Annotated in this window: 22 protein-coding genes; 17 read left to right on the top strand and 5 right to left on the bottom strand. The window is 60.8% G+C overall.

Features of this window, described 5'->3' with window-relative positions; genetic code table 11:
- The first annotated feature begins 8 nt into the window (after positions 1–8).
- The 4 genes from argB to MKZ87_RS20235 all read left to right on the top strand — a co-directional run bounded on the left by argB (position 9) and on the right by MKZ87_RS20235 (position 1,955).
- Positions 9–914, top strand: coding sequence for an acetylglutamate kinase (gene argB, locus MKZ87_RS20250; RefSeq protein ID WP_007954443.1), 906 nt, complete (start codon positions 9–11; stop codon positions 912–914).
- Between the two features lie 202 nt (positions 915–1,116).
- Positions 1,117–1,329, top strand: a complete 213-nt coding sequence (locus tag MKZ87_RS20245) for a hypothetical protein (protein WP_085702321.1) — start codon at positions 1,117–1,119, stop codon at positions 1,327–1,329.
- A 162-nt stretch (positions 1,330–1,491) separates the two neighbouring features.
- A complete protein-coding gene (locus MKZ87_RS20240) occupies positions 1,492–1,758 on the top strand; it encodes a hypothetical protein (RefSeq protein ID WP_227233914.1) in 267 nt (88 codons plus the stop codon).
- Between the two features lie 11 nt (positions 1,759–1,769).
- A complete protein-coding gene (locus MKZ87_RS20235; protein WP_323873475.1) occupies positions 1,770–1,955 on the top strand; it encodes a hypothetical protein in 186 nt (61 codons plus the stop codon).
- Positions 1,956–2,019: 64 nt separating this feature from the next.
- Here the strand turns inward: MKZ87_RS20235 and pyrE are convergent, their stop codons facing one another.
- Positions 2,020–2,664 (bottom strand): orotate phosphoribosyltransferase, encoded by a 645-nt coding sequence (gene pyrE, locus MKZ87_RS20230; protein ID WP_007954442.1) that lies wholly within the window; start codon positions 2,662–2,664, stop codon positions 2,020–2,022.
- Positions 2,665–2,746: 82 nt separating this feature from the next.
- Between pyrE and MKZ87_RS20225 the strand changes: the two genes are divergently transcribed.
- On the top strand, positions 2,747–3,526 hold the full coding sequence (locus MKZ87_RS20225) for an exodeoxyribonuclease III (RefSeq protein WP_007920349.1): 780 nt from the start codon (positions 2,747–2,749) through the stop codon (positions 3,524–3,526).
- An 80-nt stretch (positions 3,527–3,606) separates the two neighbouring features.
- Here MKZ87_RS20225 and gltS read toward each other — a convergent pair whose 3' ends face one another.
- The 3 genes from gltS to rph all read right to left on the bottom strand — a co-directional run bounded on the left by gltS (position 3,607) and on the right by rph (position 6,324).
- Positions 3,607–4,815 carry a sodium/glutamate symporter gene (gene gltS, locus MKZ87_RS20220; RefSeq protein ID WP_266201895.1) on the bottom strand — a complete coding sequence of 403 codons (1,209 nt, stop codon included), beginning with the start codon at positions 4,813–4,815 and terminating at the stop codon, positions 3,607–3,609.
- 388 nt (positions 4,816–5,203) lie between these two features.
- A complete protein-coding gene (locus MKZ87_RS20215) occupies positions 5,204–5,572 on the bottom strand; it encodes a DUF4870 domain-containing protein (protein ID WP_266201894.1) in 369 nt (122 codons plus the stop codon).
- A 29-nt stretch (positions 5,573–5,601) separates the two neighbouring features.
- Positions 5,602–6,324, bottom strand: a complete 723-nt coding sequence (rph, locus tag MKZ87_RS20210) for a ribonuclease PH (protein ID WP_266201893.1) — start codon at positions 6,322–6,324, stop codon at positions 5,602–5,604.
- A gap of 267 nt (positions 6,325–6,591) precedes the next feature.
- On the opposite strand from rph, the gene MKZ87_RS20205 reads away from it, so the two are divergent.
- The 6 genes from MKZ87_RS20205 to MKZ87_RS20180 all read left to right on the top strand — a co-directional run bounded on the left by MKZ87_RS20205 (position 6,592) and on the right by MKZ87_RS20180 (position 11,909).
- A complete protein-coding gene (locus MKZ87_RS20205; protein WP_085696818.1) occupies positions 6,592–7,455 on the top strand; it encodes a YicC/YloC family endoribonuclease in 864 nt (287 codons plus the stop codon).
- Between the two features lie 13 nt (positions 7,456–7,468).
- Positions 7,469–8,089 carry a guanylate kinase gene (gene gmk, locus MKZ87_RS20200; protein WP_085696817.1) on the top strand — a complete coding sequence of 207 codons (621 nt, stop codon included), beginning with the start codon at positions 7,469–7,471 and terminating at the stop codon, positions 8,087–8,089.
- 168 nt (positions 8,090–8,257) lie between these two features.
- Entirely contained in the window at positions 8,258–8,527 is a 270-nt protein-coding gene (rpoZ, locus tag MKZ87_RS20195; RefSeq protein WP_065258182.1) for a DNA-directed RNA polymerase subunit omega, read from the top strand.
- Positions 8,528–8,584: 57 nt separating this feature from the next.
- Entirely contained in the window at positions 8,585–10,690 is a 2,106-nt protein-coding gene (spoT, locus tag MKZ87_RS20190; RefSeq protein ID WP_085696816.1) for a bifunctional GTP diphosphokinase/guanosine-3',5'-bis pyrophosphate 3'-pyrophosphohydrolase, read from the top strand.
- A gap of 24 nt (positions 10,691–10,714) precedes the next feature.
- Positions 10,715–11,095, top strand: coding sequence for a RidA family protein (locus MKZ87_RS20185; RefSeq protein ID WP_085685905.1), 381 nt, complete (start codon positions 10,715–10,717; stop codon positions 11,093–11,095).
- A gap of 73 nt (positions 11,096–11,168) precedes the next feature.
- Complete coding sequence (locus MKZ87_RS20180; protein ID WP_085696815.1) at positions 11,169–11,909, top strand: hypothetical protein; 741 nt, start codon at positions 11,169–11,171, stop codon at positions 11,907–11,909.
- A 63-nt stretch (positions 11,910–11,972) separates the two neighbouring features.
- Here MKZ87_RS20180 and MKZ87_RS20175 read toward each other — a convergent pair whose 3' ends face one another.
- The gene (locus MKZ87_RS20175; protein WP_085702319.1) at positions 11,973–12,830 is read right to left on the bottom strand and encodes an NAD-dependent epimerase/dehydratase family protein; all 858 of its coding nucleotides are present in this window, start codon (positions 12,828–12,830) and stop codon (positions 11,973–11,975) included.
- A 188-nt stretch (positions 12,831–13,018) separates the two neighbouring features.
- Between MKZ87_RS20175 and exbB the strand changes: the two genes are divergently transcribed.
- The 6 genes from exbB to MKZ87_RS20145 all read left to right on the top strand — a co-directional run bounded on the left by exbB (position 13,019) and on the right by MKZ87_RS20145 (position 19,924).
- Complete coding sequence (exbB, locus tag MKZ87_RS20170) at positions 13,019–13,972, top strand: tonB-system energizer ExbB (RefSeq protein WP_085702318.1); 954 nt, start codon at positions 13,019–13,021, stop codon at positions 13,970–13,972.
- Positions 13,973–13,978: 6 nt separating this feature from the next.
- On the top strand, positions 13,979–14,407 hold the full coding sequence (gene exbD / locus MKZ87_RS20165) for a TonB system transport protein ExbD (protein ID WP_064379836.1): 429 nt from the start codon (positions 13,979–13,981) through the stop codon (positions 14,405–14,407).
- Positions 14,404–15,153: an energy transducer TonB family protein gene (locus MKZ87_RS20160; protein ID WP_085702317.1), complete on the top strand. Its 750-nt coding sequence runs from the start codon at positions 14,404–14,406 to the stop codon at positions 15,151–15,153. The genes exbD and MKZ87_RS20160 overlap by 4 nt, the downstream gene beginning before the upstream one ends.
- Positions 15,154–15,429: 276 nt before the next feature.
- Positions 15,430–16,359: a hydrogen peroxide-inducible genes activator gene (locus MKZ87_RS20155; protein WP_064379831.1), complete on the top strand. Its 930-nt coding sequence runs from the start codon at positions 15,430–15,432 to the stop codon at positions 16,357–16,359.
- Between the two features lie 9 nt (positions 16,360–16,368).
- Positions 16,369–18,444 carry an ATP-dependent DNA helicase RecG gene (gene recG, locus MKZ87_RS20150; protein ID WP_085702316.1) on the top strand — a complete coding sequence of 692 codons (2,076 nt, stop codon included), beginning with the start codon at positions 16,369–16,371 and terminating at the stop codon, positions 18,442–18,444.
- Positions 18,445–18,523: 79 nt separating this feature from the next.
- The gene (locus tag MKZ87_RS20145) at positions 18,524–19,924 is read left to right on the top strand and encodes an aminoacyl-tRNA deacylase and HDOD domain-containing protein (protein ID WP_085702315.1); all 1,401 of its coding nucleotides are present in this window, start codon (positions 18,524–18,526) and stop codon (positions 19,922–19,924) included.
- Positions 19,925–19,930: the final 6 nt, after the last annotated feature.

Genomic DNA, 19,930 nt, shown 5'->3' with positions numbered 1-19,930 from the left:
AGCCCTGAATGACCCTCGAACGCGATGCCGCCGCCAACACTGCCAAGGTCCTGTCCGAAGCGCTGCCTTACATCCGCCGATACGTCGGCAAGACGCTGGTGATCAAATACGGCGGCAACGCGATGGAAAGCGAGGAGCTGAAAACCGGCTTCGCCCGCGACATCGTGCTGATGAAGGCCGTGGGCATCAACCCGGTCGTGGTTCACGGCGGCGGCCCGCAGATCGGTGATCTGCTCAAGCGCCTGTCGATCGAAAGCCATTTCGTCGACGGCATGCGTGTCACCGACGCCGCGACCATGGACGTAGTGGAAATGGTCCTCGGCGGCCAGGTCAACAAAAGCATCGTCAACCTGATCAACCGTCACGGCGGCAGCGCCATCGGCCTGACCGGTAAAGACGCCGGGCTGATTCGTGCGAAGAAGCTCACCGTCACCCGCCAGACCCCGGAGATGACCCAGCCGGAAATCATCGACATCGGACATGTGGGCGAAGTGGTCGGGATCAACACCGAACTGCTGAACCTGCTGGTCAAGGGCAACTTCATCCCGGTGATCGCGCCGATCGGCGTGGGTGAAAACGGCGAGTCGTACAACATCAACGCCGACCTGGTGGCCGGCAAGGTTGCCGAAGCACTGAAAGCCGAGAAGCTGATGCTGCTGACCAACATCGCCGGCCTGATGGACAAGTCGGGCACCGTACTGACTGGCCTGAGCACTCAGCAGGTCGACGACCTGATCGCCGACGGCACCATCTACGGCGGCATGCTGCCGAAAATCCGCTGCGCGCTGGAAGCGGTTCAGGGCGGTGTCGGCAGCTCGCTGATCATCGATGGCCGCGTACCGAACGCGATCCTGCTGGAAATCTTCACCGACACCGGTGTGGGCACGCTGATCAGTAATCGCAAGCGTCCCTGATCGCTGAAAGATAAAAGATCGCAGCCTGCGGCAATTCCTGCAAAAACGAATTTCGCGTGTATGAAATTTCTGCAGGAGATGACGAAGTCTGCGATTTTTTTGTGCGCGAAAGAAATATCCGACCCTCATCAGCGAAGCGTCCTACATCGCGAAAGCAGCAATCTTCATAGGATCTTCCCTGAATTCACAGGAGATCTTCCCCATGCAAAAAAACCACGTACCGTATGGCAGTGACGTTTCAGCAGGCACCTACAAATGTGCAGACTGTGGACGCCAGTACTCCAATCAATCGAAAACCTCGCTTCCGCCCTGCCCTGACTACCAACCCAGCACCCACGTGCTCAATGGCTGGAACATCTTGAGCGGTCAGGGCGATGCAGTGGCAGATCCGTATCCGGATCAGTCTTCCAAATAATCGTGGAGAACTGAATCATGCAGATCTCATTCACGATCGACGCCGACGCTTTCGAGCAGGAGTAAAAGGAACCGGTCAAAAAAAACCCTGCGCATCGGCGACGCGGAAATTGCCCACGCTCTTCAGCGTATCGCCAAGGCCAGCCTGACCGAGTACCTGAAAATGCTGGTCGAGGGCGGCATGCCCAGCCGGGCCGACGAAGCCAGGCAGGATCGTCTCCTTTACCTGATTCAAAGCTACTTCGGGCAGACATTACCGACCGAATCGCAAATCTCGACCATTTTTCAACTGACCCAGAGTCAGAGCAAAACCTTGCTGAAGAACACCGTGTCGCGCTTTCGCAATCAGCTCGATGACATTCTGCAGCAGAGCATGCGCGCAGTCGCCAGAAGATCAAAAACGCCTTTTACTGGCATGCGCTACCACTGACGTGCGCCTTTGTGGCGCTGTTTTACGTCAATCTGCCAGCCGCCGTGCGCATTATCGACAGCAGCACACTGGATCTGTGGGACTTCGATGTTGATCGCACGCTGTACGGGATGGTGGTTGGGGCGCTGCTGGCATTTGCGTTGACCAATACGATCCTGACGCTGAAATTGCTTAAAAAATGGCGCATGCTGCGTTAGCTGAAAACCAAAAGACCCCGCTCAGCCTGACTGAGCGGGGTCTTTTTTTGCCTGGAAGAAGCGATCAGACGCCGAACTGGGCGCGATAGGCTTCAACGGCTGGCAGGTGCTGCTTGAGCTGCGGATCGTCAGCCAGGAATTCCAGCACCTGATTCAGCGAAACGATGCTGATGACCGGGATGCCGAAATCACGCTCGACTTCCTGGATTGCCGATAGCTCACCGTTGCCGCGCTCCTGACGGTTCAGGGCGATCAGCACGCCGGCAGCCTTGGCGCCGTCCTGGGAAGCAATGATCTGCATCACTTCACGGATCGCGGTGCCGGCAGTGATCACGTCGTCGATGATCAGCACCTCACCGGTCAGTGGTGCACCGACCAGGCTGCCGCCTTCGCCGTGAGCCTTGGCTTCCTTGCGGTTGAAGCACCATGGCAGATCACGGTTGTGGTGTTCGGCCAACGCCACGGCAGTGGTTGCCGCCAACGGGATGCCTTTGTAGGCCGGGCCGAACAGCACGTCGAACGGAATACCGCTCTCGGCGATGGCTGCGGCGTAGAAACGGCCCAGCTGTGCCAGCGCGGAGCCCGAGTTGAACAGGCCGGCATTGAAGAAGTAAGGACTGGTGCGCCCGGACTTCAGGGTGAACTCACCGAAGCGCAAAACGCCGCGATCGATGGCAAAACGAATGAAATCGCGCTGATACGCTTGCATGAAAAAAACCCCAAATACCACGGATTTAGCTAATTAGCTTGACGCCGTGTATCATACACGCACGCGATTTTTGGGGCCATTTATGCGGATCATCAGTGTGAACGTCAATGGTATTCAGGCTGCAGTCGAGCGCGGTTTGCTCAGTTGGCTGCAGGCACAGAATGCCGACGTCATCTGCCTGCAGGACACCCGTGCCTCCGCCTTTGAACTGGACGACCCAGCCTTCCAACTGGACGGCTACTTCCTTTATGCCTGCGATGCTGAAGTCCCTGCCCAAGGCGGCGTGGCTTTGTATTCGCGGTTGCAACCGAAGGCTGTCATCAGCGGTCTCGGCTTCGAGACGGCCGACCGCTACGGGCGCTACCTGCAAGCAGATTTCGACAAAGTCAGTATTGCCACCTTGCTGCTTCCTTCGGGGATGAACGGCGATGAAGACTTGAACCAGAAGTTCAAGCTCATGGACGACTTCGGCAAGTACCTGGACAAACAGCGGCGCAAACGTCGCGAGTACATTTATTGTGGCTCGCTGTACGTCGCGCAGCAGAAGCTCGACATCAAGAACTGGCGCGACAGCCAGCAATCTCCGGGCTTCCTGGCGCCAGAACGCGCCTGGATGGACGAGATTGTCGGCAACATGGGCTATGTAGACGCCCTGCGCGAAGTCAGCCGCGAAGGCGACCAGTACAGCTGGTGGCCGGACAACGAACAGGCCGAGATGCTGAATCTGGGCTGGCGTTTCGACTACCAGATCCTGACCCCGGGCCTGCGGCGCTTCGTGCGCAGCGCACGCCTGCCGCGTCAGCCACGGTTCTCGCAGCACGCGCCGCTGATCGTCGACTACGACTGGACGCTGACCATCTAAGCGTCGTTTCGCAGTAGAAAAAATGCCCGTATCGCAGGATACGGGCATTTTTTTGCGTCAAACCCAGGCTGGAACGCGCGTCAGACCGCGGCGAAGAACGGCAGCGCCAGATACAACTTGATCACTATGACGTTGATGATATCGATGAAAAAGGCACCCACCATCGGTACGACCAGAAACTCGATCTGCGAAGGACCGTAACGCTGCGTCACCGCTTGCATGTTGGCGATGGCGGTAGGCGTCGCACCGAGGCCGAAACCGCAATGCCCGGCCGCCAGCACTGCCGCGTCGTAATTGCGGCCCATGATCCTGAACGTCACGAACACCGCGAACAACGCCATGACCAGCGTCTGCACGGCCAGGATGATGAAGATCGGCAACGCCAGGGCTGCCAGATCCCACAACTTGAGCGACATCAGTGCAATGGCCAGAAACAGCGACAGACTGACGTTGCCCAGCACCGAGACTTCCCGCTCGAATACCTGATACAGGCCAAACGCCGAGAGGCCGTTACGCAACACGACGCCCACGAACAAGACACAAACGAATGTCGGCAACTCGAATGCCGTGCCGTGCAGCAGCCCGTTCAGAAGATTGCCCACCAGCAGGCTGACCGCGATCAGCGCCAGTGTTTCGATGAACGAGAACGGCGTGATCGAGCGCTCCCTGTTCGGCTGCTCGAACCCCTTTGGCAGACGCGGCGCCTCCTGCGCATGACAACCAGGCACCTCGACACGTTTGATAAGCAGACGGGCAACCGGCCCACCGATCAGACCACCCAGTACAAGACCGAATGTCGCCGAGGCCATCGCCAGCTCGGAGGCGGAGGCCAGACCGTATTTCTCGCTGAATACCGTTCCCCACGCGGCACCGGTTCCATGACCACCGGCCAGTGTGATGGAACCCGTCAACAGCCCCATCAGCGGGTCAAGCCCCAGCAATGTGGCGAGTCCGATGCCCATGGCGTTCTGCAGGATCAGGAGACCGGCGACCGCTAGTATAAATATCCCTACTACGCGGCCGCCCTTCTTGAGGCTGGCGAAGTCCGCACTCAGACCGATAGTGGCAAAAAACGCCAGCATGAGCGGTGCCTGCAGCGAGGTATCGAATCGGACTTCTATATCGAGCGCTCGCAATACCAGAAGAACCACAGCAACCAACAGGCCACCCGCAACCGGTTCGGGAATATTGAAATTGCGCAGTACACCAACACGGGTAACAAGACCACGTCCCAGCAGAAGTACAAGAGAAGCGGCCACGAGCGTGCCGTAGAAATCGAGCTGAATCATCTGGTTTATTCTTGGCTATATATTCGCAGGCGAACTTTTCCCTGGTTACGCCTCACGAATCGGCTGGCTGTTTCAACACTGGAAACACTGAAATTCAAGAGCCTTCGATGGTCTGAATATATCGAAATATTTCTGAAGGAATATGACGTGCGGCAACCTTAACAAGCGCAAAGTCATGCTGCCAATGCCCATTGGCCGCATCGAGGCATTACAGTTGTGACTAAAAATGTAAGACCGATGAATATATAAAATTTCTTTTGCCATTCATCGCAGACAGATTATTCCTACAAGGAACTCAGGTTTATTAAGTTGCAAAAAAAGCCCTGGCAGGCCAGGGCTTTTTAAATATACAGAATTGATTATTCCAACATGCACCTTCGGCTGAATGCTATTTGATCAAGCGCCAGGTAAACGGATAACGGTACGGAAAACCTTCATTGGCTTTTACGCCACCGATGATTGTCAGCAGCAGCGCCGCAATGGCCAGCAGGCCGAACAGCACGAACCCGATGATCACCAGCATCAGTACGAAGCAGATCATTGAAGCAATCGCCACGGTGATCTGGAAATTCAGCGCTTCCTTGCCCTGGGCGTCGATGAACGGATCGGTCTCGCGCTTCATCTGCCACAGGACCAGTGGCCCGATCAGCGTTCCGAACGGAATCCAGATCCCCAGCAAGGCGGACAAGTGACAAAACATCGCCCATTGGCGAACCTCCTGGCTCGGCTTGGGCAACAACTCTTGCTCATCACTCATCTCGTCCTCCTTGCGGGTTGCGAACCTGCTCAGTCGGCCAGCGCAGCCTTTTGCAGTTCGAAGATCTCGTTCATGCCTTTCTTGGCCAGTTCCAGCATCGCGTTCAGCTCTTCAGGCTGGAACGGCGCGCCTTCAGCGGTGCCCTGCACTTCGATGAAACCACCGGTGCTGGTCATCACCACATTGAGGTCGGTCTCGGCGGCGGAATCCTCAAGATAGTCCAGATCCAGCACTGGCTCGCCCTGGTATATGCCAACAGATACGGCACCGATCATTTGCTTGAGCGGGTCGCCACCTTTCAGGCCGCCACGCTTCTTGATCACTTTCAGTGCATCGACCAGCGCAACCATGGCGCCGGTGATCGACGCAGTACGGGTGCCACCGTCGGCCTGGATCACGTCGCAGTCGACATACAGGGTGACGTCGCCCAGCTTGGACATGTCCAGTGCAGCGCGCAGGGAACGGCCGATCAGGCGCTGGATTTCCAGGGTGCGACCGCCCTGCTTGCCACGGCTCGCTTCACGCTGGTTACGTTCACCGGTAGCACGCGGCAGCATGCCGTATTCGGCGGTCAGCCAGCCCTGGCCCTGACCTTTAAGGAAACGCGGCACGCCATTTTCAACGCTGACGGTGCAGATGACTTTGGTATCACCGAATTCGACCAGTACGGATCCCTCGGCGTGTTTGGTGTAGTTGCGGGTAATGCGGATCGAGCGGAGCTGATCGGCAGCGCGACCACTTGGACGTTTCATAGGAGATACCTGTACTGGGGACGGAAAACTGCGGAGCATTATAGAGCCGCACGCCGCGCCTGGGCACTCGTTAAAAAATCCCGCCGACGACCGAAGGCCCTGAAACGCGCTTCGCCGACGGCCTGCAGCCCTTTGTCACACCGTGTGTTTGGGCGCATCTGCCGCACTGCGCTACAATCCTGCGCCTTTGCTGCCAGTCGGCTTAAATTCATTGATATCGAGCTGCGGAGCTTCAATTCGCGCCGATCTGTATCGCGAGGTCACCCCATGGTGCACAGCATGACCGCCTTCGCCCGCGTCGAAAAAGCCGGCGTTCAGGGCACCCTGAGCTGGGAGCTGCGCTCGGTCAACAGCCGCTACCTGGAACCCCATCTACGTCTGCCGGAATCGTTTCGCGACCTCGAAGGCGCCGTCCGCGAAGCCCTGCGCCAGGGCCTGTCGCGCGGCAAACTGGAGTGCACCCTGCGCTTCACCGAAGAAAGCGCCGGCAAGCCGCTGCAAGTGGATCGCGAGCGCGCCGCGCAACTGGTCGCTGCGGCCGAAACCGTCGCCAGCCTGATCAAGAACCCGGCGGCGCTGAACCCGCTGGAAGTGCTGGCCTGGCCGGGCGTACTGGTCGCAGACGCCACCGACCCGCAAGCGCTGAACGCCGAGGCGCTGGCCTTGTTCAATCAAGGCTTGAAAGACCTCAAGGCCGGCCGCGAGCGCGAAGGCGCAGAGCTGGCACGCCTGATCAACGATCGCCTGACCGCCATCGAAGAAGATGTGGTGACCCTGCGCGAACTGGTTCCGCAGATGCTTGCCACCCAGCGCCAGAAAGTCCTCGACCGTTTCGCCGACATGAAGGCCGAACTGGACCCGCAGCGCCTGGAACAGGAAATGGTCATCCTCGCGCAAAAAAGCGACGTGGCCGAAGAACTGGATCGCCTGAGCACTCACATCATCGAAGTTCGCCGGGTGCTGAAATCCGGCGGTGCCGCCGGCCGGCGCCTGGACTTCCTGATGCAGGAGCTCAACCGCGAAGCCAACACACTGGGCTCCAAGGCCTTCGACCCGCGCAGCACCCAGGCGGCGGTCAACCTCAAGGTGTTGATCGAGCAGATGCGCGAACAAGTGCAGAATATTGAGTAAGGCTATCCCCGACATGACCCACAGTACCGGCACCCTGTACATCATTTCCGCCCCCTCGGGCGCGGGCAAAAGCAGTCTGGTCAAGGCCCTGACCGACGCCAAACCGGAAATCCGTGTCTCGATTTCCCACACTACCCGCGCCATGCGCCCGGGCGAAGTGGACGGCGTGAACTATCACTTCGTGACCCGCGAAGAGTTCGTGAAGATGGGCGAGCACGGCGATTTCCTGGAACGCGCCGAAGTTTTCGGCAACTTCTACGGCACCTCGCAAAGCCGCCTGCAGCAGACCCTGGACGAAGGCCATGACCTGATTCTGGAAATCGACTGGCAAGGCGCGGAACAAGTGCGCAAGCTGATGCCGCAGGCCCGTTCGATCTTCATTCTGCCGCCATCGCTGCAGGCCCTGCACCAGCGCCTGACCAACCGTGGCCAGGACAGCGACGAGATCATCGACGGCCGGATGCGCGAAGCGGTCAGCGAGATGAGCCACTACGTCGAATACGACTACCTGATCATCAACGACGATTTCGCCCACGCGCTGGATGATCTGAAGGCGATTTTCCGCGCCAACCAGCTGCAACAGAAACGCCAGCAAGTGCGTTTTGGCAAATTGCTGGCTGAATTGCTGGGCTGAAACAGCACTTCACAAAACCGCTGCAAGAGCTTTACATTGGTGCTTGCAGCGCGTTGAAGAGTCTGGTCAAAAAATCAGCGCTTCCCTAATCGCTGGTGTTTTTTTAAACTGCCGAGTCCGCTCGCCCAACCGGGCAGCGCGCATATTGCATTCGCTCCGAGGAATACCATGGCCCGCGTAACCGTTGAAGACTGCCTAGAACACGTGGATAACCGCTTTGAGCTGGTCATGCTCTCTACCAAGCGTGCCCGTCAACTGGCCACCGGCGGCAAAGAGCCGAAAGTGGCATGGGAAAACGACAAGCCTACCGTCGTCGCCCTGCGCGAAATCGCTGAAGGTATCGTGACTCCCGAATTCATCGCCGCCGAAGAAATTGTCACCGAAGACCCGGTCTTCGCTGCCTTTGCTCCAGAGGACGAGTCCAACGAGGCCGTTTAAGCCTATGCCTGGTCGACGTAGCAAGGCGCGGGATCACAGCTTGCGGCAGGAGTCATCATGCCGAGCATAGACGCCCTCGCCGATCGAATATCGACCTACCTCGGTCAGGACCAGGTCAATCTGGTCCGCCGAGCGTATTTCTACGCCGAACAAGCCCACGACGGCCAACGCCGCCGCAGCGGCGAGGCGTATGTCACGCATCCTCTTGCCGTGGCGAACATTCTTGCCGACATGCACATGGACCATCAGAGCCTGATGGCCGCGATGCTGCATGACGTGATCGAAGACACCGGTATCGCCAAGGAAGCGCTGCAAGCGCAGTTCGGCGAGACCGTGGCCGAACTGGTCGACGGGGTCAGCAAACTGACCCAGATGAACTTCGAGACCAAGGCCGAAGCCCAGGCGGAAAACTTCCAGAAAATGGCCATGGCCATGGCGCGCGACATTCGCGTGATCCTGGTCAAGCTCGCCGACCGTCTGCACAACATGCGCACCCTGGAAGTGCTGTCCGGCGAAAAGCGCCGGCGCATCGCCAAGGAAACCCTTGAGATTTATGCCCCCATCGCCAACCGGCTGGGCATGCATTCGGTACGCATCGAGTTCGAAGACCTCGGCTTCAAGGCCATGCACCCGATGCGTTCCGCGCGGATTTACCAGGCGGTCAAACGCGCCCGCGGCAACCGCAAGGAAATCGTCAACAAGATCGAAGAGTCCCTCGGCCATTGCCTCGCCATCGACGGCATCCAGGGCGAAGTCAGCGGTCGCCAGAAACACCTCTACGGCATCTACAAGAAAATGCGCGGCAAGCGTCGGGCCTTCAACGAGATCATGGACGTCTACGCGTTCCGGATCATCGTCGACAAGGTCGACACCTGCTACCGCGTACTGGGTGCCGTGCATAATCTGTACAAACCGTTGCCGGGCCGCTTCAAGGATTACATCGCGATTCCCAAGGCCAACGGCTATCAGTCGCTGCACACCACGCTGTTCGGCATGCACGGTGTACCGATCGAGATCCAGATCCGTACCCGCGAAATGGAAGAGATGGCCAACAACGGCATCGCCGCCCATTGGCTGTACAAATCCAGCGGCGACGAGCAGCCGAAAGGCACTCACGCCCGAGCCCGTCAGTGGGTCAAAGGCGTGCTGGAAATGCAGCAACGTGCCGGCAACTCGCTGGAATTCATCGAAAGCGTGAAGATCGACCTGTTCCCGGACGAGGTCTATGTGTTCACGCCCAAAGGCCGGATCATGGAGCTGCCCAAAGGCTCCACGGCGGTCGACTTCGCCTACGCGGTGCACACCGACGTCGGCAACAGCTGCATCGCCTGCCGGATCAACCGTCGTCTCGCACCGCTGTCCGAACCGCTGCAAAGCGGTTCCACGGTCGAGATCGTCAGTGCCCCCGGCGCGCGGCCGAACCCGGCGTGGCTCAACTTCGTGGTCACCGGCAAGGCGCGAACCCACATCCGCCATGCGCTGAAACTGCAACGCCGCTCCGAATCCATCAGCCTCGGCGAGCGCCTGTTGAACAAGGTGCTCAACGGCTTCGACAGCGCGCTGGAACAGATTCCGGCCGAGCGCGTGAAGGCGATGCTCACCGAATACCGCCTCGAACTGATCGAAGACCTGCTCGAAGACATCGGCCTGGGCAACCGCATGGCCTATGTCGTGGCACGCCGCCTGCTCGGCGAAGGCGAGCAATTGCCAAGTCCGGAAGGCCCGCTGGCGATTCGCGGCACCGAAGGTCTGGTCCTCAGCTATGCCAAATGTTGCACGCCGATCCCGGGCGACCCGATTGTCGGCCACCTGTCGGCGGGCAAAGGCATGGTCGTGCACCTGGAAAATTGCCGCAACATCAGCGAAATCCGCCACAACCCGGAAAAATGCATCCAGCTCTCGTGGGCCAAGGATGTCACCGGCGAATTCAACGTCGAACTGCGCGTCGAGCTGGAGCACCAGCGCGGCCTGATCGCCCTGCTGGCCAGCAGCGTCAACGCAGCCGACGGCAATATCGAGAAAATCAGCATGGACGAACGCGATGGCCGCATCAGCGTCGTCCAGTTGGTGGTCAGCGTCCACGACCGTGTGCACCTGGCCCGCGTGATCAAGAAACTGCGCGCCCTGACCGGAGTGATCCGCATCACCCGCATGCGCGCATAACTCAAACAATACAAGGAGTCATACATGACCAAGACTGTTATCAGCAGCGACAAGGCCCCGGCCGCCATCGGTACTTATTCCCAGGCGATCAAGGCCGGCAATACCGTTTACATGTCGGGTCAGATTCCCCTCGATCCAAAAACCATGGAACTGGTCGAAGGCTTCGAAGCCCAGACCGTCCAGGTGTTCGAGAACCTGAAAGCCGTGGCCGAAGCCGCCGGCGGTTCGTTCAAGGACATCGTCAAGCTGAACATCTTCCTCACCGACCTGAGCCACTTCGCCAAGGTCAACGAGATCATGGGCAAGTACTTCGACCAGCCTTACCCGGCTCGCGCCGCCATCGGCGTGGCAGCCCTGCCGAAGGGTTCGCAGGTTGAAATGGATGCCATTCTGGTCATCGAGTAATGCGCCATGGCGCGGTCCAACACACCGCGCCGACCGCTCTGCGGTAAAGAAAAGGTTTTGAAAGGATTCCACCATGCGCAAAGCGCTTGCTCTCTCGCTGCTCGCCATTTTCCTCGGCGGTTGCGCCAGCAACCCTGCCGACCGTGACATCAGCGGCACCTGGATCAATCAGGTCGCCATCGATGCCGCTGCCAAGGGCGGCCCCCTGCGCGAAGCGCTTCAGGCTTACGGCCCGAATCTGGAGTGGGACGTCAACACCAAGGCCGGCCAGGCCCGCTATACCAACGGTTTCGAAAACGTCGAAGGTCGCTTGCTCGGCGAACAGTCCGGCGTCTGGAAAGTCGACTTCTATGGCAGCTCCGCCAGCGAGCTGAAACGTGATGGTGGCCAACTGCAACAAGCCGCCAACGAAAACGAACCGGAACAAGTCTTCGACCGCGCGCAAATTCCAGTGCCGGACGGCGCACCGATCGGCGCCAGCTTCGAACGCGCGCTGTATTCCGCTTATCTGGGCGGCAACTGGACGATCACCAGCGGCCAGGGCGAAGGCGCCACCGTGCAGTTTCAGGCTGACGGCCAAGTCTCCGGTCTGCCGGGTGCCGACCGCTATGCCCTGTGCCTCGCGGGCGATTGCGCGTCGATGAGCAGCGGCAACGACAGCATGTGGTTGCAGCAGAACGGCCAGGGCAACAACTGGATCTTTGTGCGCAAGGGCAAAGAGCTGGAAATCCTGCAGGCCGTGAATACGGCGCTGGCGGACGAACAACCGCAGTTCACCCCGGGTGAGCGCAAGTGGTTGCTTGAGAAGCAGTGATCTGCGCTTGAGACAAGAAAGGCGGAAGCAAGCCATTGCTCCCGCCTTTTTTATGTCCGCAAGTCAGCAGCGACCTTCAAGAATCGCGGCATACCCCTCGCGATAACTCGGATACTTCGGCACCCAGCCCAACGCCTTGGCCCGTGCATTGCTGCAACGCTTGCTGCCGGTACGACGCACACTCTCGTCTTCCGACCATTCGGTGACGCCCAGATACTCGCGCAGCCACGCCACCACCTCGGCGAGCGGCGCCGGCGCATCGTCCACGCCGATATAGATGTCATCCAGCGCCACGCCCTTGCGATCCGCGTCCAGCAGATAAGCCATCAACCCCGCCGCATCATCGGCATGGATGCGATTGCCATACAGCGGTGGGTCAACCGCCACACGATAACCACGGCGTACCTGGGTCAGCAGCCATTCACGTCCCGGGCCATAAATGCCGGTCAGGCGTACGATGCTCGCGGGAATGCCGCTGTTGAGCGCAACCTGCTCGGCTTCCAGCATCAACCGACCGGAATAACCCGCGGCAACGGTTTCGGATTTTTCATCAACCCATTCGCCGTTCTGCTGCCCGTAAACACTGCTACTGGAAACGAACAGCAACCGATCAGGCTGTTGCCCGTAATCGTTCAGCCAACCCAGCACATGCTGCAAACCCTGCACATATGCCGCGCGATAACCGGCCTCATCGTGATCGGTGGCCGCCGCGCTATACACCAGGTAATCGATAGCGCCCACCGGCCAGGTCGCCGGGCAATCCTCATTGAACAAGTCACCGGCCACACCGATAACGCCCTCCGGCAAACGTGAAACATCCCGGCGCAGGCCGTATACCTGGAAGCCGGCAGCCAGCAATTGCGTGGCCAGACGGCTGCCGACATCACCGCAACCGGCGATCAAAACAGAAGGCGCGGACATCAAAAATCTCCCATCGGAAAGCGACAGACTAGCCTCGGCAAAGGACGAGCGGCTAGCAATGAAGGAAAAAAAGCAACTCTATTACTTTTGTTAACAAGAATTACTTGCAATAATGCACGCCACTTTTGTTCTCGGCCTCACGAGGCCTGGAAGAGCATCACCGTTTTTCTATCTCAGGTCCGGCCAGCATGACACGCATTCAAAACTCCGCTTCGCCAACCAACCGACCTCGCGCCTGGGGCGCCGTGGCTGCTCTGTTGCTCAGCCTGATGCTGGCACCAGTTGCTGCATTCGCTGACGCACAAGCCCCGGCCGCGCCAGCCGCCACCGAGCAGAGCGCTCCGGCCGCCGCACCTGCCGCGACCGATCCGGTGCAGGCCGTAGAGGCCAGCGCAGCCGATGCACCGGAAGTCCTCGAAGCCGACAACAGCCTGGGCATGGCCCATGACCTGTCGCCATGGGGCATGTACCAGAACGCCGACGTCATCGTTAAAGCCGTGATGATCGGCCTGGCCATCGCCTCGATCATCACCTGGACCATCTGGATCGCCAAGGGCTTCGAGCTGATGGGCGCCAAACGCCGGCTGCGCGGTGAAATCGCCCACCTGAAAAAAGCTGCCTCCCTAAAGGAAGCCAGCGCTACCGCGGCGAAAGAAGGCACGCTGGCCAACCTGCTGGTACACGACGCCCTGGAAGAAATGCGCCTGTCGGCCAACGCCCGCGAGAAAGAAGGCATCAAGGAGCGCGTCAGCTTCCGCCTCGAGCGTCTGGTTGCCGCCTGTGGCCGCAACATGAGCAGCGGCACCGGCGTCCTCGCCACCATCGGCTCCACTGCGCCGTTCGTCGGTCTGTTCGGTACCGTGTGGGGCATCATGAACAGCTTCATCGGCATCGCCAAAACCCAGACCACCAACCTTGCCGTCGTAGCACCGGGCATCGCTGAAGCGCTGCTGGCTACCGCACTGGGTCTGGTTGCCGCGATTCCTGCCGTGGTCATCTACAACGTCTTCGCCCGCTCCATCGCCGGTTACAAGGCTCAGGTGTCCGATGCGTCGGCTCAGGTTCTGCTGCTGGTCAGCCGCGACCTCGACCACCAGCCTGAGCGCAACAGCTCGCAACCGCACATGGTGAAAGTGGGGTAATCGGCCATGGGCCTGCATTTGAAAGAAGGCGCAGACGACGATCTGGCCGAGAACCACGAAATCAACGTCACGCCGTTCATCGACGTGATGCTGGTGCTGTTGATCATCTTCATGGTGGCCGCTCCGCTGGCCACCGTGGACATCAAGGTTGACCTGCCTGCCTCCACCGCCAAACCGGCACCGCGGCCGGAGAAACCGGTATTCCTCAGCGTGAAGGCTGACCAGCGCCTGTTCATCGGCGATGACGAAGTGAAAGCCGAAACCCTCGGCGCCGCACTCGACGCCAAGACCCAGGGCAAGAAAGACACGACGATCTTCTTCCAGGCCGACAAAGGCGTGGATTACGGCGACTTGATGAGCGTGATGGATAACCTGCGCGCCGCCGGTTACCTGAAGGTCGGTCTGGTCGGACTCGAGAGCGCAGTCAAGAAATGATCACGACGCGCCATAAGCTGACGCGTTACAGCGGTAGCCTGGCCGTGGTGCTGGGTGTTCACGCGCTGGCCATTGCGCTGGCGCTGAACTGGAACGCCCGCCCGCCCATCGAATTGCCGCCGCAGGCAATGATGGTCGAGCTGGCACCGGTTCCGGCCCCGCCACCGCCCGCTCCGCCGAAAGTCGTCACGCCACCGCAGCCACCGGCTCCGGTTGAAGAACTGCCGATCCCGAAACTGGCCGAAGCGCCAAAAGCCGAGATCGCGGTGCCCAAGCAAAAACCAAAACCCAAGCCAAAGCCGCAACCGCCCAAGCCGGTTGAGAAGAAACCGGAGCCTGTGAAGGAAAAACCTTCCGAGGAAAAACCGGCGGAGCCTCAGCAGACCCAGGCGCCGACGGAGAAATCCGCCCAGCCGGCACCGGGCCCGTCGCCTGCACAATTGGCGGCCAAGGCCAGTTGGCAAGGTACCCTGCTTGCGCATCTGGCCAAGTACAAAAAGTACCCGGCCAGCGCTCAGGCACGGGGCAAGGAAGGTTTGAACCGGTTGCGTTTCGTGGTTGATGGCGAAGGCAACGTGCTGTCGTTCGAACTGGTGGGCCGTTCCGGCAACGCCGATCTGGACCGGGCCACCCTGGAAATGATCCGCCGCGCCCAGCCGCTGCCCAAGCCACCGGCCGACATGCTGACCAATGGCGCAATCGAAATCGTTGCGCCGTTTGTTTACTCGCTGGAACGCCGCCGCTAGAAGACACCGCAAAACCTGTGGGAGCGAACTTGCTCGCGAAGAGGCCTGTCAGGCAACGCTGCTTCGTCTGATACACCGCTTTCGCGAGCAACCTCGCTCCCACAGGGTTCTGCGACAACCGGACGAACCCGACACAAAGGCACCCAAAGGTGCCTTTGTCATATCTACCAACGGCAAACCGGCATTGCCCGGTGTCGCATTCATCACTCAGTCTGATAACGTGCGTCTATCGATTGCAGCCGGTATGCTTGGCCCGCATCTTCATGGACGCTTGCTATGACTCTCACAGAATTACGCTACATCGTTACCCTCGCCCAAGAGCAGCATTTCGGCCACGCGGCCGAGCGTTGCCACGTCAGCCAGCCGACCCTGTCGGTGGGCGTGAAAAAGCTTGAAGACGAACTCGGTGTGCTGATTTTCGAGCGCAGCAAAAGCGCCGTGCGCCTGACCCCGGTCGGCGAAGGCATCGTCGCTCAGGCGCAGAAAGTGCTGGAGCAGGCCCAGGGCATCCGCGAACTGGCCCAGGCCGGCAAGAACCAGCTGACCGCCCCGCTGAAAGTCGGCGCGATCTACACCGTCGGCCCGTACCTGTTCCCGCACCTGATTCCGCAACTGCACCGGGTCGCCCCGCAGATGCCGTTGTACATCGAAGAAAACTTCACCCACGTGCTGCGCGACAAACTGCGCAACGGCGAACTGGACGCGATCATCATCGCCCTGCCGTTCAACGAAGCCGACGTGCTGACCCTGCCGCTCTATGACGAGCCGTTCTACGTCCTGATGCCGGCCCAGCACCCGTGGACGCAAAAAGAATCCATCGACGCCGCCCTGCTCAATGACAAGAGCCTGCTGCTGCTCGGCGAAGGCCACTGCTTCCGCGATCAGGTGCTGGAAGCCTGCCCGACGCTGACCAAGGGCAACGACGGCGCCAAGCACACCACGGTCGAATCCAGCTCGCTGGAAACCATTCGCCACATGGTCGCCTCCGGCCTGGGCATTTCGATCCTGCCGCTGTCGGCGGTGGACAGCCATCACTACGCCCCGGGCGTGATCGAAGTACGTCCGCTGTCGGCACCAGTGCCGTTCCGTACCGTGGCCATCGCCTGGCGCGCCAGTTTCCCGCGGCCGAAAGCCATCGAGATCCTCGCCGACTCCATTCGCCTGTGCTCGGTCGCCAAACCTGCCGCGCCGGTCACGGCCGGTTAAGCCAGAGTCATGACTGAGCTGTCGCAGGTCTCGGTCACCGCACTCAAGGGTGTCGGTGAAGCCATGGCCGAGAAACTGGCCAAGGTCGGCCTGGAGAACCTCCAGGACGTGCTGTTCCACCTGCCGCTGCGTTATCAGGATCGCACCCGCGTGGTGCCGATCGGCGCGTTGCGGCCGGGACAGGACGCTGTGGTCGAAGGCACCGTCAGCGGTGCCGACGTGGTCATGGGCCGGCGTCGCAGCCTCGTCGTGCGTTTGCAGGACGGCACCGGCGGCCTGAGCCTGCGCTTCTATCACTTCAGCAACGCGCAGAAAGAAGGCCTCAAGCGCGGCACGCGGATTCGCTGCTACGGAGAAGCCCGGCCCGGTGCCTCGGGGCTGGAGATTTACCACCCGGAATACCGCGCCATTAACGGCGACGAGCCGCCGCCGGTGGATGAAACCCTGACCCCGGTCTACCCGCTGACCGAAGGCCTGACCCAGGCGCGCCTGCGCCAGTTGTGCACGCAGACGTTGACCCTGCTCAAACCGGCCACCCTGCCCGACTGGCTGCCGACCGAACTGGCCCGCGACTATCAACTGGCGCCGCTGGCCGACGCGATCCGCTACCTGCACAACCCGCCCGCCAATGCCGACGTCGACGAACTCGCCCTCGGACATCACTGGGCCCAGCATCGCCTGGCCTTCGAAGAACTGCTGACCCATCAGCTATCGCAGCAGCGCCTGCGCGAAAGCATGCGCTCCCTGCGCGCGCCGGCGATGCCGAAAGCCACCAGACTGCCGGCGAAATACCTGGCCAACCTCGGCTTCAACCCGACCGGCGCTCAGCAACGAGTCGGCAACGAAATCGCCTACGACCTCAGTCAGCACGAACCAATGCTGCGGCTGATTCAGGGCGATGTCGGCGCGGGCAAAACCGTGGTCGCCGCCCTCGCTGCGCTGCAAGCGCTGGAGGCCGGCTATCAGGTAGCTCTGATGGCGCCGACCGAGATCCTTGCCGAGCAGCACTTCATCACCTTCAAGCGCTGGCTCGAACCATTGGGCATCGAGGTGGCGTGGCTGGCCGGCAAGCTCAAGGGCAAGAACCGCGTGGCCGCGCTGGAACAGATTGCCGGTGGCACACCGATGGTGGTCGGCACCCACGCGCTGTTTCAGGACGAAGTGCAGTTCAAGAACCTCGCGCTGGTGATCATCGACGAACAACACCGCTTCGGCGTACAGCAACGTCTGGCGCTGCGGCAGAAAGGCGTCGGCGGGCGCATGTGTCCGCATCAACTGATCATGACCGCCACGCCGATTCCGCGGACGCTGGCGATGAGCGCCTACGCCGACCTCGACACCTCGATCCTCGACGAACTGCCGCCCGGGCGAACCCCGGTCAACACCGTGCTGGTCACCGATACCCGCCGCGTCGAAGTCATCGAGCGGGTGCGCAGCGCCTGCGCCGAGGGCCGTCAGGCCTATTGGGTGTGCACGCTGATCGAAGAGTCCGAAGAGCTGACCTGCCAGGCCGCCGAAACCACTTTCGAAGACCTGACCGCCGCCCTCGGTGAGTTGAAGGTCGGGCTGATCCACGGCCGCATGAAACCCGCCGAGAAAGCCGCCGTTATGGCCGAGTTCAAGGCCGGCAACCTGCAACTGCTGGTCGCCACCACCGTGATCGAAGTCGGCGTGGACGTGCCCAACGCCAGTCTGATGATCATCGAAAACCCCGAACGCCTCGGCCTTGCGCAACTGCACCAGTTGCGCGGTCGCGTCGGTCGGGGCAGCGCAGTCAGCCATTGCGTGCTGCTCTACCATCCGCCGCTGTCGCAAATCGGCCGCCAGCGCCTGGGCATCATGCGCGAGACCAACGACGGTTTCGTCATTGCCGAAAAAGACCTCGAACTGCGCGGCCCCGGCGAAATGCTCGGCACCCGCCAGACCGGCCTGCTGCAATTCAAGGTCGCCGACCTGATGCGCGACGCCGATCTGCTGCCCGCCGTACGCGATGCCGCCCAAGCGTTGCTCGAACGCTGGCCCACCCACGTCAGCCCGTTGCTCGACCGCTGGCTGCGACACGGGCAGCAATACGGCCAAGTGTGAGCACCGTCGCAGTTTCTCAAAGCTCGTTCCAACCAAGCTGGTTATACTCCAGCAATTGTTTCAAAAACGGATACAGACCATGACCGAAGCTGCTCTCGCCCCCGAATCCCCGCACGCTCCGTCTGTTATTCGGCTGCTGCTCAACAAGCTGGGCGTCGCCTACGAAGAAGTGCTCGACCACCACGGCCTCAACGCCTCGCGCAAAGTGCAGGCCGTTTTGCTGGACGACGCGGTCGGTGCGCTGATGGTGCTGTTTCCACAGAGCCAGTTGCTGGATCTCAACCGCCTCGCCGAACTGACAGGCCGTCGCCTGACCGCCGTGTCCACCGAGCGCCTGGAAAAGATGCTCGGCAAACACAGCCTGAGCCTGCTGCCGGGCCTGCCGGCGCTGACCAGCTCGCCGTGCCTCTACGAAGAAAGCCTGCTGCGTGAACCGAAGTTGCTGATCAACTCCGGCGAGCCGGGCCTGCTGCTGGAAATCGCCAGCGACGACTTCAAGACCATGCTGACCAAGGCCAGCGCCGCCAACTTCGGCGAAGCCCTGAGCAGCATCCGCCCGAACCTCGACCGCCCGGACGATGACCGCGAGGAAATCACCCAGGCCGTACAGGCGTTTACCGCGCGGCGCATCCAGCAGCGTCTGGAAGCGACCATCGAGATTCCGCCACTGGCCGAAACCGCACAAAAAATCATCAAGCTGCGCGTCGACCCGAACGCCACCATCGACGACATCACCGGCGTGGTCGAAACCGACCCGGCGCTGGCTGCGCAAGTGGTGAGCTGGGCGGCGTCGCCGTACTACGCGTCGCCGGGCAAGATCCGCTCGGTGGAAGACGCCATCGTGCGCGTGCTGGGCTTCGATCTGGTGATCAACCTGGCTCTGGGCCTGGCCCTCGGCAAGACCCTGAGCCTGCCGAAAGACCACCCGCAACACACCACGCCGTACTGGCAGCAGTCGATCTACACCGCCGCCGTCATCGAAGGCCTGACCCGCGCCATGCCGCGCGCCCAGCGTCCGGAATCCGGCCTGACCTACCTCGCCGGCCTGCTGCACAACTTCGGCTACCTGCTGCTGGCCCACGTGTTCCCGCCGCACTTCTCGCTGATCTGCCGGCACCTGGAGGTCAACCCGCACCTGTGCCACAGCTACGTCGAGCAACACCTGCTGGGCATCAGCCGCGAACAGATCGGCTCCTGGCTGATGCGCTACTGGGACATGCCGGACGAACTGGCCACCGCCCTGCGCTTCCAGCACGACCCGAACTACGACGGCGCCTACGCCGAATACCCGAACCTCGTCTGCCTGGCCGTGCGCCTGCTGCGCAGTCGCGGCATCGGCTCCGGCCCGGATGAAGACATTCCGGATGCGCTGCTGGAACGCGTTGGCCTGACTCGCGACAAGGCCAATGATGTGGTCAGCAAAGTACTGGAAGCCGAAGTCCTCCTGCGCGAACTGGCTTCGCAGTTCAGCCAGGCCTGATTTGCG

Source organism: Pseudomonas sp. MCal1 (genome assembly GCF_026341415.1).
Taxonomy (GTDB): Bacteria; Pseudomonadota; Gammaproteobacteria; order Pseudomonadales; family Pseudomonadaceae; genus Aquipseudomonas.
The sequence above is the reverse complement of the archived record's forward strand: the minus strand, read 5'-3'. Positions and strand labels throughout refer to the sequence as shown.

Excerpts from the sequence above, each read along its gene's own strand:
- argB (WP_007954443.1), top strand. The coding sequence starts at position 9 with ATGACCCTCGAACGCGATGCCGCCGCCAACACTGCCAAGGTCCTGTCC.
- MKZ87_RS20245 (WP_085702321.1), top strand. The coding sequence starts at position 1,117 with ATGCAAAAAAACCACGTACCGTATGGCAGTGACGTTTCAGCAGGCACC.
- MKZ87_RS20240 (WP_227233914.1), top strand. The coding sequence starts at position 1,492 with ATGCTGGTCGAGGGCGGCATGCCCAGCCGGGCCGACGAAGCCAGGCAG.
- pyrE (WP_007954442.1), bottom strand. The coding sequence starts at position 2,664 with ATGCAAGCGTATCAGCGCGATTTCATTCGTTTTGCCATCGATCGCGGC.
- MKZ87_RS20225 (WP_007920349.1), top strand. The coding sequence starts at position 2,747 with ATGCGGATCATCAGTGTGAACGTCAATGGTATTCAGGCTGCAGTCGAG.
- gltS (WP_266201895.1), bottom strand. The coding sequence starts at position 4,815 with ATGATTCAGCTCGATTTCTACGGCACGCTCGTGGCCGCTTCTCTTGTA.
- MKZ87_RS20215 (WP_266201894.1), bottom strand. The coding sequence starts at position 5,572 with ATGAGTGATGAGCAAGAGTTGTTGCCCAAGCCGAGCCAGGAGGTTCGC.
- rph (WP_266201893.1), bottom strand. The coding sequence starts at position 6,324 with ATGAAACGTCCAAGTGGTCGCGCTGCCGATCAGCTCCGCTCGATCCGC.
- MKZ87_RS20205 (WP_085696818.1), top strand. The coding sequence starts at position 6,592 with ATGGTGCACAGCATGACCGCCTTCGCCCGCGTCGAAAAAGCCGGCGTT.
- gmk (WP_085696817.1), top strand. The coding sequence starts at position 7,469 with ATGACCCACAGTACCGGCACCCTGTACATCATTTCCGCCCCCTCGGGC.
- rpoZ (WP_065258182.1), top strand. The coding sequence starts at position 8,258 with ATGGCCCGCGTAACCGTTGAAGACTGCCTAGAACACGTGGATAACCGC.
- spoT (WP_085696816.1), top strand. The coding sequence starts at position 8,585 with ATGCCGAGCATAGACGCCCTCGCCGATCGAATATCGACCTACCTCGGT.
- MKZ87_RS20185 (WP_085685905.1), top strand. The coding sequence starts at position 10,715 with ATGACCAAGACTGTTATCAGCAGCGACAAGGCCCCGGCCGCCATCGGT.
- MKZ87_RS20180 (WP_085696815.1), top strand. The coding sequence starts at position 11,169 with ATGCGCAAAGCGCTTGCTCTCTCGCTGCTCGCCATTTTCCTCGGCGGT.
- MKZ87_RS20175 (WP_085702319.1), bottom strand. The coding sequence starts at position 12,830 with ATGTCCGCGCCTTCTGTTTTGATCGCCGGTTGCGGTGATGTCGGCAGC.
- exbB (WP_085702318.1), top strand. The coding sequence starts at position 13,019 with ATGACACGCATTCAAAACTCCGCTTCGCCAACCAACCGACCTCGCGCC.
- exbD (WP_064379836.1), top strand. The coding sequence starts at position 13,979 with ATGGGCCTGCATTTGAAAGAAGGCGCAGACGACGATCTGGCCGAGAAC.
- MKZ87_RS20160 (WP_085702317.1), top strand. The coding sequence starts at position 14,404 with ATGATCACGACGCGCCATAAGCTGACGCGTTACAGCGGTAGCCTGGCC.
- MKZ87_RS20155 (WP_064379831.1), top strand. The coding sequence starts at position 15,430 with ATGACTCTCACAGAATTACGCTACATCGTTACCCTCGCCCAAGAGCAG.
- recG (WP_085702316.1), top strand. The coding sequence starts at position 16,369 with ATGACTGAGCTGTCGCAGGTCTCGGTCACCGCACTCAAGGGTGTCGGT.
- MKZ87_RS20145 (WP_085702315.1), top strand. The coding sequence starts at position 18,524 with ATGACCGAAGCTGCTCTCGCCCCCGAATCCCCGCACGCTCCGTCTGTT.